At 63.3% G+C, this 13,636-nt stretch carries 11 protein-coding genes and 1 pseudogene; 7 read left to right on the top strand and 5 right to left on the bottom strand.

The window, feature by feature from the left end; all coding sequences use genetic code 11:
- Positions 1–133: 133 nt before the first annotated feature.
- The 4 genes from BN1136_RS06430 to BN1136_RS06415 all read left to right on the top strand — a co-directional run bounded on the left by BN1136_RS06430 (position 134) and on the right by BN1136_RS06415 (position 5,822).
- The gene (locus BN1136_RS06430) at positions 134–562 is read left to right on the top strand and encodes a GNAT family N-acetyltransferase (protein WP_043758992.1); all 429 of its coding nucleotides are present in this window, start codon (positions 134–136) and stop codon (positions 560–562) included.
- Between the two features lie 105 nt (positions 563–667).
- Positions 668–1,894, top strand: a complete 1,227-nt coding sequence (locus BN1136_RS06425; protein ID WP_043758994.1) for an exonuclease SbcCD subunit D C-terminal domain-containing protein — start codon at positions 668–670, stop codon at positions 1,892–1,894.
- Positions 1,891–2,073, top strand: coding sequence for a hypothetical protein (locus BN1136_RS06420; RefSeq protein WP_043758995.1), 183 nt, complete (start codon positions 1,891–1,893; stop codon positions 2,071–2,073). The genes BN1136_RS06425 and BN1136_RS06420 overlap by 4 nt, the downstream gene beginning before the upstream one ends.
- Positions 2,070–5,822, top strand: coding sequence for an AAA family ATPase (locus BN1136_RS06415; protein ID WP_043758997.1), 3,753 nt, complete (start codon positions 2,070–2,072; stop codon positions 5,820–5,822). Before BN1136_RS06420 ends, BN1136_RS06415 begins: the two co-directional genes overlap by 4 nt.
- Before the next feature lie 219 nt (positions 5,823–6,041).
- Here the strand turns inward: BN1136_RS06415 and crr are convergent, their stop codons facing one another.
- The 4 genes from crr to cysK all read right to left on the bottom strand — a co-directional run bounded on the left by crr (position 6,042) and on the right by cysK (position 10,036).
- The gene (gene crr / locus BN1136_RS06410; RefSeq protein ID WP_010673569.1) at positions 6,042–6,551 is read right to left on the bottom strand and encodes a PTS glucose transporter subunit IIA; all 510 of its coding nucleotides are present in this window, start codon (positions 6,549–6,551) and stop codon (positions 6,042–6,044) included.
- A 43-nt stretch (positions 6,552–6,594) separates the two neighbouring features.
- On the bottom strand, positions 6,595–8,322 hold the full coding sequence (gene ptsI, locus BN1136_RS06405) for a phosphoenolpyruvate-protein phosphotransferase PtsI (protein ID WP_043758998.1): 1,728 nt from the start codon (positions 8,320–8,322) through the stop codon (positions 6,595–6,597).
- Between the two features lie 44 nt (positions 8,323–8,366).
- A complete protein-coding gene (locus BN1136_RS06400) occupies positions 8,367–8,624 on the bottom strand; it encodes an HPr family phosphocarrier protein (protein WP_005303128.1) in 258 nt (85 codons plus the stop codon).
- Positions 8,625–9,067: 443 nt separating this feature from the next.
- Positions 9,068–10,036: a cysteine synthase A gene (cysK, locus tag BN1136_RS06395; protein WP_043759000.1), complete on the bottom strand. Its 969-nt coding sequence runs from the start codon at positions 10,034–10,036 to the stop codon at positions 9,068–9,070.
- Positions 10,037–10,199: 163 nt separating this feature from the next.
- On the opposite strand from cysK, the gene BN1136_RS06390 reads away from it, so the two are divergent.
- The 3 genes from BN1136_RS06390 to BN1136_RS06380 are packed head-to-tail and all read left to right on the top strand — an operon-like array spanning position 10,200 to position 13,383.
- A complete protein-coding gene (locus tag BN1136_RS06390; protein WP_043759001.1) occupies positions 10,200–11,042 on the top strand; it encodes an AAA family ATPase in 843 nt (280 codons plus the stop codon).
- Entirely contained in the window at positions 11,043–12,206 is a 1,164-nt protein-coding gene (locus BN1136_RS06385; RefSeq protein WP_043759002.1) for a vWA domain-containing protein, read from the top strand.
- Positions 12,207–12,261: 55 nt separating this feature from the next.
- Positions 12,262–13,383 (top strand): beta-ketoacyl-ACP synthase III, encoded by a 1,122-nt coding sequence (locus tag BN1136_RS06380; RefSeq protein WP_043759003.1) that lies wholly within the window; start codon positions 12,262–12,264, stop codon positions 13,381–13,383.
- Between the two features lie 62 nt (positions 13,384–13,445).
- Here BN1136_RS06380 and BN1136_RS06375 read toward each other — a convergent pair.
- Positions 13,446–13,636 (bottom strand): annotated as a pseudogene (locus tag BN1136_RS06375) (tRNA (N6-threonylcarbamoyladenosine(37)-N6)-methyltransferase TrmO); the annotation flags it as partial.

Genomic DNA, 13,636 nt, shown 5'->3' with positions numbered 1-13,636 from the left:
GCGCTTTGTGATCAGCCAATCATTCTCGCTAAATAAAGGGCGATCGACTTCACATGGCCTCACGTTGACCGCCCGTCCCCCGGTCGAACTCCCCTAGACTGCGAGTGTTCGAATTGTTAACAAGGATGCGACTATGTTGAGACAGAGCCGGCCGGAAGACATGGAAGAGATCGTCGAGATCTGGCTGCTGGCATCCTTGCAGGCCCACGATTTCGTCGACGCTTCCTGCTGGTGGCAGGCTCAGGAGGAGCTCCGCACCCGCTATCTCGATCATGCCCGCATCTGGGTGTTCGAGGAGCGCGGCGATCTGCTCGGCTTCATGGCGCTGGTAGACGACTACCTCGCCGCCCTCTTCGTGCGCCCCGACCGCCAGGGGCGCGGAGTGGGGCACGCCCTGCTGCAGGAGGCCAAGTCCCGGGGGCGGGCGCTCCATACCCGGGTCTTCGTGGAAAACGAGCCGGCGGTGCGCTTCTATCGCCGCCACGGCTTTCTGATCGGGGAGGAAGTGGCGGATCCCCTGACCCAACACCTCCAGTACGAGATGCACTACCAGCCCGTCTGACTCTGGCGGTCACCTCCCTTTTGCTTGAAAAGCGAGGGGCATATCCTCATCTTGTCTGCATCGGGCGGCACCGCTGCCTCCTCTTTCATTTCGAGCCGCTTTTTCATGAAGATCCTGCATACAGCCGACTGGCACCTTGGCCACCAACTCCATGGCCACGACCGCCGCTTCGAACACGACGCCTTCCTCGACTGGCTGGCCGACACCATCAAGAGCCGTGACATCGACGCCCTGCTGGTGGCGGGCGATCTGTTCGACACCGCCAACCCCCCCGCCAGCGCCTGGCAGCAGCTCTACCGCTTCCTGGCACGTCTGCGCGCCGAGCACCCGGCACTGGAGATGGTGCTGATCGGCGGCAACCACGACTCCCCCTCCAAGCTGGATGCCCCCCACGAGCTGCTGCGCGCCTTCGACCTGCATCTGGTGGGCAGCATCAGCCGGGACGACGAGGGGCGCCTCGAGACCGAGCGTCTGCTGGTGCCGCTGCGAGGCAAAAACGGCGAGGTGGCCGCCTGGTGCGCTGCCGTGCCGTTTCTGCGCAGCAGCGATCTGCGTCCGGAAGGGCTGAGCGAGGGGCAGGACAGGCTCATCGAAGGGGTACGCCAGGTCTATGAGGCGGTGCTGACGGAGGGGCGGGCGCGCTGCAATCCGGATCAGGCCCTCATCGCCATGGGCCACGCCTATCTGGCGGCGGGCCAGCTCTCCGAGCTCTCCGAGCGGCGGGTGCTCGGCGGCAACCAGCATGCCCTGCCTGCCGAGCTGTTTGCCGCTGCCGACTACACGGCGCTGGGTCACCTGCATCTGGCCCAGAGCCCGGCCGAGGGGGTGTACTACAGCGGCTCGCCGCTGCCCCTCTCGCTGGCCGAGGCGAACTACAACCATCAGGTGCTGGAGGTGACGTTTGTGAGAGGCAAGCTGGCTAGGCTTGAGCGGATCCCGGTACCCCGCGCGGTACAGATGATCCGGCTGCCCCAGAGCGGCCTCGACGAGGCACTCAAAGCTATCGAGGCGCTGGCGCTGCCCGCTTGCCCGCAGCAGGCGCAGCCCTTCCTCGAGGTGCGGCTGCTGCTGCCCAAACCCGAGGCCCGCATCCGCGAGCGCGTGCTGGCCGCCATCGGCGACAAGCCGGTGCGCCTGGCCCGCATCACGACCAGTTATCAGGGCTCGGGCCAAGGGCTGGCGGACGGCGCCGGCCAGCGCCGGCTCGATGAGCTCTCCCCCACAGAAGTGTTCCGCCTTTGCTATCAGCGTCAGTTTGACGGAGAGCCGGAGGCTGAGCTGGTGGCGTCGTTTGAAGAGATCCTGGAGCAGGTGAAGGAGGCCAATGCATGAAAATCTTGTCGCTGTCAGGGGAGAATCTGGCCAGCCTGACCGATCAATTCGCCATCGATTTTGCCGGCGGCGCCCTGGGGGCCGCCGGCCTGTTTGCCATCACCGGCAATACCCGGGCTGATGGGGGCAAGAGCACGCGCGATATCGGGTCGGTATGGATGGAGGCGTGTGGCGTATGAAGATCCTCTCTTTGAGTGGTGAGAACCTTGCCAGCCTGACCGGTCAATTCACCATCGATTTTGCCGGTGGCGCCCTGGGGACCGCCGGCCTGTTTGCCATCACCGGCAATACCGGCGCCGGCAAGAGCACCCTGCTCGATGCCATCTGCCTGGCGCTCTTTGATGAGATGCCGCGCTTTATCGCCAATCGCAAGAACGTGGCCGAAGTGGGCCGTATGGATGACGAGGAGAAGCTCAAGGCCAACGACGTGCGCGGCATCCTCAGTCGCGGCCACGCCAGCGGTTTTGCCGAGGTGCAGTTTCGCGGCTGCGACGGCCGCGTCTGGCTGGCCCGCTGGGCGGTGCGCCGGGCCCGCAACCGCGCCGAGGGGCGCTTTCAGGCCCAGGAGCGCAGCCTGACCGACGTGGCGTCGGGCCAGGTGTTCAGTGGCAGCAAGCGGGAGCTGCAGGATCGCATCGACGAGCTGGTGGGGCTCTCCTGGGAGCAGTTTCGCCGCGCCGTCATCCTGCCGCAGGGGGAGTTTGCCGCCTTCCTCAAATCGAGTGCCGACGAGCGTTCGGCCCTGCTCGAACGGATGACCGGCACCGAGCTCTACTCCGCCATTTCCATCCAAACCCATGAACGGGCGCGGGAGGAGCAGCAGCAACTGGCCGCCATCAGCCAGCGGCTCGGCGACGTGGCGCTGATGGACGAGGCGACCCGCGAGCAGTGGGTGAGCCAGCAGGTCAGCCTCGCCACCAGCCTCAAGCACGAGCAGCAGCAACAGCAGATGATGCAGGACTTGCGTGATCTCAACGGTCGCATTGCCGCCCAGCAGCAGGCCTGTCAGGAGGGGGAGGCGGCCTTGGCCGCGGCCGAGGCGGCCCACGGTGCGGCCGCCCCCGAGCGCGAGGAGTTCGCCCGCGCCGAGCAGGCCCAGGTGGCCCGCGCCGATCACGACGAGCTGGCCCGCCTCACCCTGGAGGTGCAGCAGCAGGAGAAACTGCTCGCCGAGCTTGGCCCCGAGCTTGGCAAGCTGGAAGAGCAGACTCAGCAGAGCGCCCTCACCGAACAGCAGCTGCTGGCGGAGAAGATCGCCGCCGAGCGCGAGTGGGGCGCCCTGCAGCCCGAGCTCAAGCGGGCGCAGGAGCTCGATACCCGCATTAGGGAAAAGCAGCAGCAACTGCAGAAGATCCAGCAGGAGGGGACGCAGGAGCGGGAGGTGCAGCTCACCCTGGAGCAGGGCTGGCACCAGCAGCGCCAGCAGGTGGAGCAGCTCAAGGCCCAGCACCAGCAGTGGGGCGCCTGGCTTGAGGAGCACAAGGAGCTGGCGCCGGTGGCCCGCCAATGGCAGCCCCTGCTCACCGCCATGCAGGATTGGGCCGAAGATGCCGGCAGGCTGCAGCAGCTGCTCACCCTGCGCGAACACAAGCTGCGCGCCCTCAGGCAACTGCAACACCAGCTGGAGCAGGGGCAGCAGGAGCGCGACTACTGGCAGCGCGAGCAGGCGCGGCTGCAGCAACAGCAGCACGAATTGCAGGAGCAGCAATGGGAGAGCCGCCTCGCCAAGGCGCAGGAGCAGTGGCAAGGGCAGACCGAGCAGCTGGGCCAGCTGCGCCAGCTGCTGGAGCTGGCGGACTATGGCCGCAATCACGGTGAGCAGCATGGTCGCCTGCAGCAGGAGATCGCCCAGCTGGAGCAGGCGATCGGCAAGCTGGCCATCCTCGGCGACGAACTGGCGCCGGCCCGTGAGCGGCTCGCCATGCAACGGGACGAGGCACGCCACGCGCTGGAGCAGTCCCGCGCCATCGCCAGCTTCGAGCAGCATCGCCACATCCTGCGCGACGGAGAACCTTGCCCGCTCTGCGGCGCCGAGGAGCACCCCTATCACCAGAGCCAGCCGCAGGTGGCGGGCATTCTGGGGCAGCTGGCGGAGCGTGCCCGCAGCCTGGAGCTCGAGTGGGAGCGGCTCAATCACCAATACATTCAGTGCGAGAGCGAGCGTCAGGAGCTGGCCCGCCAGTTGGCGGTGCGCCAGCAACATCTGCCTGAGCTGGATACCCGTGCCGAGCAGCTGACCTTGCGCTGGCAACAGCTCGGAGGCGATACCCTGCTTGGCCATCCGCTGCCGCTAGGTCAGAGTCCAATTGAGTGGAACGAGCTGATGAGCATCCTGCTGGGCCGCGGTCAGAGCCTGGAGCAGGGGCTGGCCCGAAGCCAGCAGCAACTGCGCGAGGCCCAGCAGGGGCAGCAGCAGTTGCAGGCCGTGCGCCAGCAGCTGAGCCAGCTGGCCAGCCAGCACCAGCAGTTCGAGCAGCAGTGGCAGGAGGCCGACCGCCAGCGCATCGCCCTGGAAGGGGAGGTGAAGGCGATGAGCGAGCAGGAGACGACCCTGCGCCAGCGCATCGAGCAGGGGGGCAGCCGGCTCGATGAGCAGATGGGGGGCCAGCCCTGGCGTCAGTGGCTGGGCAGCCAGCAGTGGCACGAGTGGCAGCGGGCCTGCGAGGCCTGGCTGCACGGCCAGAGCGAGTGGGAGCGGCTGGCCGGCGAGATCGCCAGCCTCACCCCGGCCCTGAGCGCCCAGGAGGCGCGCCTGCAGACCCAGCGCGAGCTGCTGCACAAGCTGGAGCGCGACTACAAGGAGCATGAACAGCAACGGCAGGGGATGGTCACCAGCCGCGCCACCTGTCTGGGGGGCGAGGAGATTGCCCTGGTCGAGAGCCGCTGGCAGCAGCGGCTGCAGCAACTGGCGAGCGATCTGGAGGCCATGCAGGGGGCGGCCCGCGCCCTGCGCGAGCGCCAGACCGAGCTCAAGGCCCGTCTCAGCCATCTGGAGCAGGAGAAGCAGGTGAGCAGCCGGCGGCGGCGGGAGGTGCTGGGGCGCTGGGCTGCCCACGCCAGCAGCCTCGGCATTGCCGAATATGACCTGCGCCGCCTGCTGGCCATGAGCCCGGATGAGTTAAAGGCCCGCCGCGCCGCCTTGCAGGCGCTGGAGGATGCCCGCGCCGAGGCGCGTACCCGTTTGACCGAGCGGCAGCGGGCGCTGGCGCTGGAGGAGAGCAAGCGGGATCGTTACCGCGAGCATCACCCCGAACTGGCCGCGTTGGCGCCAGAGGAGCTCGACAGCCGGTTGACGGCGCTGGAGGCGCATTGCCGCGCCCTCGACGAGCAGCTGTTCCAGTGCAAGAGCACGCTGGCCCAGGCCGAGGCGGCGGCCATCAAGGCGGGCACCCTGCAGGAGGAGCTGGCCGCCCAGCAGGCGGTGGCGGATCACTGGCAGCGGCTCTCCGATCTCATCGGCTCGGCCAGCGGTGCCAAGCTGCGCACCTTCGCCCAGAGCCTCACCCTGGAGCGGTTGCTGCTGGAGGCCAACGCCCAGCTTGCCGAGCTCTCCCCCCGCTATCGGCTGGAGCGGGTGCCCGGTACCGATCTGGCGCTTCAGGTGGTGGATCTCGACATGGGGGACGAGGTGCGCTCGGTGGACTCCCTTTCCGGCGGCGAGAGCTTCCTGGTGTCGCTGGCGCTGGCGCTGGCCCTCTCCAGCCTGTCGTCGCGCCAGACCCAGGTCGAATCGCTCTTTATCGACGAGGGCTTCGGTACGCTCGATCCCGACAGCCTGGATCTGGCGCTCTCAAGCCTCGACTCCCTGCAGGCGGCCGGCCGCCAGATCGGGGTCATCTCCCACGTGCAGACCCTGGTGGAGCGGATCGGTGTGCAGATAAGGGTGGAGGCCCTCGGCGGCGGCGAAAGCCGGGTGGTGTTGCCCTGAGCCTGGGTCTGTCAGGCTCAAGATCCTAAAAAGCCAGTCCGGGATTCCGGACTGGCTTTTTCAATGGGGGGATGAATGAGGATCCCTTTCCCACCGGCATAGGGCCTGTATGAGGGGCCGTATCCCTTATCCAACGCCGGGGTTTACGACAGTCAGGCATAAAAAAACCGAAGCACCAGGCTTCGGTTTTTTGCGGTCACTGGCACCAGGCCAGGGGCATCATTTCTTGATGCGGATCACCGGGGTCTCGCCCACGGTCACGGCACCAGTCATCTTCACCAGCTCTTTGATCTCGTCCATGTTGGAGATGACCACAGGAGTCAGGGTGGACTTCGCTTTCGCTTCCAGCACGGCCAGATCGAACTCGATGATGGTATCACCGCGCTTGACCTGTTGACCTTCCTGAGCGATACGGGTGAAGCCTTCGCCTTTCAGTTCGACGGTGTCGATACCGAAGTGAACGAACAGCTCGATACCAGAGTCGGATTCCAGAGAGAACGCGTGGTTGGTCTCGAAGATCTTGCCGATGGTACCGTCGCACGGAGCAACCATCTTGTTGCCGGCCGGCTTGATGGCGATGCCGTCACCGACGATCTTCTCGGCGAAGACGACGTCAGGCACATCTTCGATGGGCACGATTTCGCCGGACAGCGGGGCAAAGATTTCGATGCCGCCGGTATCAGAACTGTCGTCGGAAACCAGTTTCTTCAGTTTATCAAACAGACCCATAGTAAAAGCTCCTAGAGATGATTGTCGCTGTTTGCAGCCGATCTTAGCAGACTGCCTTCTGCTTAATAAAGTTATCTACACAGGCTTCGATTTCGGCGGCGGTCGCATAGCTCAGGGCCTGGTCTGCCATTGCCTTCACATCTTCGAAGTTGGTGTTGCGGATAAGCTTCTTGATACGCGGTACAGAGATGGCGCTCATGGAGAACTCATCCAGACCCATACCCAGCAGCAGCAGGGTGGCACGTTCGTCACCAGCCAGTTCACCGCACATACCGGTCCACTTGCCATTGTCATGGGAAGCGTCGATCACCATCTTGATCAGGGTCAGGACGGAGGGTGACAGCGGGTTGTACATGGCGGAAATCATCTCGTTACCACGGTCGACGGCCAGGGTGTACTGGGTCAGGTCGTTGGTACCGATACTGAAGAAATCCACTTCCTTGGCAAGATGATGAGCCATGACGGCCGCGGCCGGGGTCTCGATCATGATACCCACTTCGATGGATTCATCAAAGGCTTTGCCTTCGGCACGCAGTTCGGCTTTCAGCGTCTCCACGGTGGCCTTGAGGCTGCGGAACTCTTCGACGGAGATGATCATCGGGAACATGATGCGCAGCTTGCCGAAGGCGGAGGCGCGCAGGATGGCCCGCAGCTGGGCGTTCATGATGTCGGCGCGATCGAAGAAGATACGCACGGCACGCCAGCCCAGGAAGGGGTTCATCTCTTTCGGGAAATTCATGTAGGGCAGTTCTTTGTCGCCGCCGATATCCATGGTGCGGACGATGATCGGCTGATCCGGCATGGCCTCTGCCACTTCTTTGTAGGCCTTGAACTGCTCGTCTTCGGTCGGCAGCGCGTCACGGTCCATGAACAGGAACTCGGTGCGGTACAGACCCACGCCTTCGGCGCCATTGCGGATGGCACCCTCGGTATCCTTGACGGTACCAATGTTGGCGCACACTTCGACTTGATGGCCATCCAGGGTGATGGCGGGCAGATCTTTCAGCTTGGCCAGCTCGTCTTTCTCGGCCTGGAACTGGGCCTGGAACTTCTTGGCTTCGTTCAGTTGATCGGCGGTCGGGTTGATGATGACCTGGTTGTTGATCGCATCCAGTACCAGCATGTCGCCGTTCTTGACGCGCTCGGTGATGTCGTTGGTGCCCACGACGGCCGGCAGCTCCAGGGAGCGGGCCATGATGGAGGTGTGGGAGGTGCGGCCACCGATGTCGGTGACGAAGCCCAGCACGTATTTCAGGTTGATCTGGGCAGTTTCGGACGGGGTCAGGTCTTTGGCGACCAGGATGACCTCTTCGTCGATGGTGCTCAGGTTGACAACGGCGATGCCCAGTACGTTTTTGACCAGACGGGTACCGATGTCGCGGAAGTCGGTGGCGCGCTCGCGCAAGTAAGGATCATCCAGCTCGGCCATCATCTTGGCGTACTGTTCGATTACCTCGAAGATGGCTTTGTCGGCGGATGCCTTGTTGTCCTTGATGAAGGATCTGATATCCCCTTCCAGCTCTTCATCTTCGAGCAGCATGATGTGGCCTTCGAAGATGGCCTCTTTTTCTTCACCGAAGGTGCGACCGGCCATCTCTTTGATGGCTTCCAGCTGGGCGGCTGACTTGGTGCGGGCTTCGAGGAAGCGGTTGATCTCGGCATCAATCTGGTCGGCAGAAATCTTGCCTTGATTGATAACGATTTCATCTTCTTTCAGAAGAAGCGCCTTGCCGAATGCGATACCGGGGGACGCAAGAATGCCAGATATCATAATCCTTCCTATTAAAACGACTGTGGGGGAGGAATAAAGCTGGATTACTCCAGCTCGTCCATCAGGGCAACCAGCTTCTCAACGGCTTTCTGAGCGTCCGGGCCGTCGGCCTGGATGGTCACGTTGGTGCCTTTGGTCAGACCCAGGGTCTGCAGCTTGAACAGGCTCTTGGCGCTGGCGGATTTGCCACCGGAGACCACAGTGATCTCGCTTTGGAATTCTTTGGCTTCTTTCACGAACTGAGCTGCAGGACGGGTGTGCAGGCCGTTTTCAGCAGTAATAACAACAGACTTCTCGTACATGGTTTCACCCCATATTATTGATATTGTGTGGAGAGATGGTCGCTAATGAGGCTTCCTGTCTCACCGTGTCAGTATGGATATGTTGTAAAGTAACGAAATCAGACCTGCAATGGTTTAATCCAGGTCAATTTTCTGTGCAGTATTCAGCGTTTTGGCCAGGTCTTTTTTCGTTGTCGCGCTACAAGCCGCGTCAGGACTGGCCTGAAATTAATTTATAACGAAAAATAACACTTTGTTACCTTGTGATACCTAGCCGGTAAACACCTCGTGACGCCGCACAGGATATGAGATTTATCACAGAATGTCTGCTTTTTTTGTCATGGCGGAGTTTGTTATTTTACCCCAAAAAATAAGGGGCCGACTGACGCTGATGGCTATTGAGTTTAGCGCATAATGAAAACGGCGCTCCGAGGAGCGCCGTCGTTTTGATGTAAGCAGATCAACTACTGTTGCAGCTCTTGCTCGCTGAACACGCCGGCGAAGAGGGCGCTGGAGAGGTAACGCTCGGCGGCGCTCGGCAGGATGACGACTATGGTCTTGCCCTCGAACTCCGGCTGCTCGGCCAGACGGTTGGCGGCAACCACAGCGGCGCCGGAGCTGATCCCGGCCAGGATCCCTTCCTCTTCCATCAGGCGGCGAGCCATCTCGATGGCCTCGTCGCTGCTCACCTGCTCGACCCGGTCCAGCAGGCTCAAGTCCAGGTTGCCCGGGATGAAGCCGGCACCGATGCCCTGGATCTTGTGCGGACCCGGTTTGATCTCTTCCCCTGCCAGCTTCTGGCTGATGACGGGGGACTCGCTGGGTTCGACCGCCACGGAGACGATGGCCTTGCCCTTGGTCTGCTTGATGTAGCGGGATACCCCGGTGATGGTGCCGCCGGTGCCAACGCCAGCCACGAATACATCGATATCACCATCGGTGGCCTCCCAGATCTCGGGGCCTGTGGTCTTTTCGTGGATTTCCGGGTTGGCCGGGTTTTCAAACTGTTGCAGCAGCACGTATTTGCCGGGCTCGGATTCGAGGATCTCGTTGGCCTTGGCGATGGCGCCCTTCATGCCAAGGGGGCCTTCGGTCAGCACCAGATTGGCACCCAGGGCCTTGAGCAGCTTGCGGCGCTCCAGGCTCATGGTGGCCGGCATGGTCAGGGTGATGGGATAGCCACGGGCTGCGGCCACGAACGCCAGGGCAATGCCCGTGTTACCGCTGGTAGGCTCGATGATCTCCTTGCCCTTGGTCAGCACACCGCGTTTCTCGGCATCCCAGATGAGGTTTGAACCGATACGGCATTTGACGCTGAAGCTCGGGTTGCGGCTCTCGATCTTGGCCAGCACGCGGCCCTTGGTAACACGGTTGAGACGAACAAGCGGGGTATTGCCTATGGTCTGGCTGTTGTCCTCAAAAATTTTGCTCATGGTGCTATCCCTGTGTTTGTTAAGGCGATGAAACAAGATTAACCTGTGGTTTCTGAATGAGAAGTGACGAATCGTTATAACAATATGTTATTAGAACATATAGAACTTATTCTCTCTCGCCGAAGGGCCTCCCGGTGCCCGGGCGACCAAAGGAATGGATCTCATGGGATTTGCAGGAAGCGACCGCTATCTCGCGTCAACGTCACTGAGTATGGCCGTCAACGCCGCCATCGTGCTGGAGAAGCCGCTGCTCATCAAGGGTGAGCCCGGTACCGGCAAGACGGTGCTGGCCGAGGCGGTGGCCGCCTCGCTCGGCGCTGACCTCATCAGCTGGCACATCAAGTCCACCACCAAGGCCCAGCAGGGGCTCTACGAATACGATGCGGTGGCGCGATTGCGGGACTCCCAGCTCGGAGATCCGAGGGTGGGGGAGATAGGTCATTACATCCGCCGTGGCAAGCTGTGGCAGGCGTTCAGCGCCCAGCAGCGACCGGTGCTCCTCATCGACGAGATCGACAAGGCCGACATCGAGTTCCCCAACGATCTGCTGCTGGAGCTGGATCGCATGGAATTCGACGTCTACGAGACTGGCGAGCGGGTCAAGGCGCGCCAGCGCCCCGTGGTCATCATCACCTCCAACAACGAGAAGGAGCTGCCGGACGCCTTCCTGCGCCGCTGCTTCTTCCACTACATCCGCTTTCCCGACAAGGCCGAGATGGAGGCCATCGTCCGTCTGCACTACCCGACCCTCAAGGAGAGCCTGCTCAGCGAGGCGATGGAGCTCTTCTTCGAGCTGCGCGCCGTCGAGGGGCTGCGCAAGAAACCCTCCACCTCCGAGCTGCTGGACTGGATCCGGCTGCTGCTTGCCGATGACATCGCCCCCGAGGCGCTGCGTGTCCGAGAGCCCGGCAAGCTGGTGCCCGCCCTCTACGGCGCCCTGCTCAAGACGGAGCAGGACTTGCACCTCTTCGAGAAGCTCGCCTTCCTGGCGCGCCGCGGCGGCTGAATGCTCATCGACTTCTTCCTCCATCTTCGCCGCCACAAGCTTCCCTGCAGCCTGCGGGAGCTGCTGGACTTGCACGGGGCACTGGCGGCCAGGTTGGCCAGCGTCGACATGGAGGCGTTCTACCTGCTCGCCCGCTGTGTGCTGGTCAAGGACGAGGGGCACCTGGACCGCTTCGATCGCGCCTTTGCCGAATACTACGAGGGGTTGGATGCCATTCCCCTGCTGCCAGAAAGCCTGCCGGAGGAGTGGCTGCGCCAGGAGTTCGAGCGGCTGCTGAGCGAGGAGGAGAAAGCCCTGCTCAAGTCCCTTGGCGGTCTCGACAAGCTGCTGGAGACCCTCAAACAGCGCCTGCACGAGCAGAAGGGGCGCCACGCCGGTGGCAACAAGTGGGTGGGCACCGGGGGCAGCAGCCCGTTCGGTCACGGCGGTTATCACCCGGAAGGGATCCGCCTGGGGGGAGAGGGCCGGCATGGCCGGGCGACCAAGGTGTGGGAGGCGCGCCATTATCGCAACTTCAGCGACGAGAACGCTTTGGGTCAGCGCGCCATCCAGCTGGCCCTGCGAAAGCTCAGGCGCTGGGTGCGCAAGGGCAGCCCCTCCGAGCTGGATCTCGACGACACCATCCAGAGCTCGGCCCGCCAGGGCTGGCTCGATGTGAAGCTGCGGCCCGAGCGCCACAACGGCGTCAAGCTGCTGGTCTTCTTCGACGTGGGCGGCTCCATGGATGCCCACGTGGCCGAGGTGCAGCGGCTCTTCTCGGCCCTGCGCCACGAGTTCAAGCACCTGGTGTTCTTCTACTTCCACAACTGCCTCTACGACTTCGTCTGGCAGGACAATGCCCGGCGCACCGAGGAGCGCTTCGACACCCTGCGGCTGCTGCGTACCTATGGCAGCGACTACAGGGTGATTTTCGTGGGGGACGCCAAGATGGGCCCCTACGAGATCACCTGGCCGGGGGGCAGCGTGGAGTACTGGAACGAGGAGCCGGGGCAGGTGTGGCTCGAGCGCTTGCAGCACCACTTCCCCAGGATGGTGTGGATCAACCCTCTGCCCAGGCAGGAGTGGCTCTGGCACCCCTCCATCAAGTTGATGAATGAATTGGTTGGCGGGCGCATGCACCCGCTGACGCTGGCTGGTCTCTCCGCTGCGATCGACCAGCTGTGATCCTCTGAACCCTAAAAAACAGACAAGCCGGGACTGCACCCGGCCAGGAGCAAAGATGACCTCTATCGTAATCAGTGGCTCGGGCCTCTATACCCCGCCCCATGCCGTCAGCAACGAAGAGCTGGTGGCCGCCTTCAACCAGTACGTGGATCTCTACAACGAGGAGAACGCCTCCGCCATCGACGCGGGCCAGCTCTCCCCCAAGCAGCACTCGAGCTGCGAGTTCATCGAGAAGGCCTCCGGCATCAAGAGCCGCTATCTGGTGAGCCGCGAGGGGGTGCTGGATCCCGACATCATGCAGCCCCTGCTGGCGGAGCGTCCGGATGAGCAGCCCTCCATCATGGTGGAGATGGCGGTGGCGGCCGCCGAGCAGGCACTGATCGCCGCCGGTCGCGAGCCGGGGGAGATCGATCTGGTGATAGTGGCGGCCTCCAACATGCCGCGCCCCTACCCGGCGCTGGCCATCGAGCTGCAGCACTATCTGGGGGCGGGCGGCATGGCGTTCGACATGAACGTGGCCTGCTCCTCCGCCACCTTCGGCATCAAGACGGCGGCGGATCTGCTGGCGGCGGGCTCGGCCCGGCTGGCGCTGGTAGTGAACCCGGAGATCTGCTCGGGCCACCTCAACTTTCGCGACAGAGACAGCCATTTTATCTTCGGCGACGCCTGCACTGCCGTGCTGCTGGAGCGGGAATCCGACTGCAAGGTGGCCAACCCCTGGCAGCTGGTGGCGAGCAAGCTGGTGACCCAGTACTCCAACAACATCCGCAACAACTTCGGCTTCCTGAACCGCTTCAGTCCGCGCACCCGCTACGGGGACGACAAGCTGTTCCGCCAGCAGGGGCGCAAGGTGTTCAAGGAGGTGCTGCCCCTGGTGTGCGAGCAGATTGCCGCCCAGCTCGACGAGCAGGGGTGGGAGGCGGGTGACTTGAGCCGGCTCTGGCTCCATCAGGCCAACCTCACCATGAACCAGTTCATCGGGCGCAAGCTGCTGGGCCACGATGCCAGCCAGCAGGAGGCGCCGGTGATCCTGGACCGCTACGGCAACACCAGCTCGGCGGGCTCGGTCATCGCCTTCCACCTGTTCAACCAGGACTTGCCGAGCGGGGCTCGCGGCGTGCTCTGCTCCTTCGGGGCCGGCTACTCCATCGGCAGCCTGCTGCTGCAACGTCGCTGAGGGCCATCGTCAGGCAGAAAAAAACCACCCGTACGGGTGGTTTTTTTGTCTGTTCGGGGCGCTCAGTTCGCAGGCTCGATGGCGAGCACCTCGCACGTCGGCTCGCTGATGCGAAAGCGCACGTTGACGTCGAACAGCCTGACCCCGTACTCCTTGTCGTCCGGCTTGCCCTTCTTGTAGGCGGGGCGCGGATCCTGGGCCAGCACCTCGCTCACCAGCTGGCGCAGCTCGGGGTGGGCCTTGAGCCAGGGGG

The organism is Aeromonas taiwanensis, assembly GCF_000820165.1.
Classification (GTDB): Bacteria; Pseudomonadota; Gammaproteobacteria; order Enterobacterales; family Aeromonadaceae; genus Aeromonas; species Aeromonas taiwanensis.
Note: the sequence above shows the minus strand (reverse complement) of the source record. Positions and strands in the feature narration are given on the sequence as shown.

Coding starts and splice junctions, on each gene's coding strand:
- BN1136_RS06425 (WP_043758994.1), top strand. CDS start 668: ATGAAGATCCTGCATACAGCCGACTGGCACCTTGGCCACCAACTCCAT.
- ptsI (WP_043758998.1), bottom strand. CDS start 8,322: ATGATATCTGGCATTCTTGCGTCCCCCGGTATCGCATTCGGCAAGGCG.
- BN1136_RS06385 (WP_043759002.1), top strand. CDS start 11,043: ATGCTCATCGACTTCTTCCTCCATCTTCGCCGCCACAAGCTTCCCTGC.
- BN1136_RS06400 (WP_005303128.1), bottom strand. CDS start 8,624: ATGTACGAGAAGTCTGTTGTTATTACTGCTGAAAACGGCCTGCACACC.
- BN1136_RS06390 (WP_043759001.1), top strand. CDS start 10,200: ATGGGATTTGCAGGAAGCGACCGCTATCTCGCGTCAACGTCACTGAGT.
- BN1136_RS06415 (WP_043758997.1), top strand. CDS start 2,070: ATGAAGATCCTCTCTTTGAGTGGTGAGAACCTTGCCAGCCTGACCGGT.
- BN1136_RS06420 (WP_043758995.1), top strand. CDS start 1,891: ATGAAAATCTTGTCGCTGTCAGGGGAGAATCTGGCCAGCCTGACCGAT.
- crr (WP_010673569.1), bottom strand. CDS start 6,551: ATGGGTCTGTTTGATAAACTGAAGAAACTGGTTTCCGACGACAGTTCT.
- BN1136_RS06380 (WP_043759003.1), top strand. CDS start 12,262: ATGACCTCTATCGTAATCAGTGGCTCGGGCCTCTATACCCCGCCCCAT.
- cysK (WP_043759000.1), bottom strand. CDS start 10,036: ATGAGCAAAATTTTTGAGGACAACAGCCAGACCATAGGCAATACCCCG.
- BN1136_RS06430 (WP_043758992.1), top strand. CDS start 134: ATGTTGAGACAGAGCCGGCCGGAAGACATGGAAGAGATCGTCGAGATC.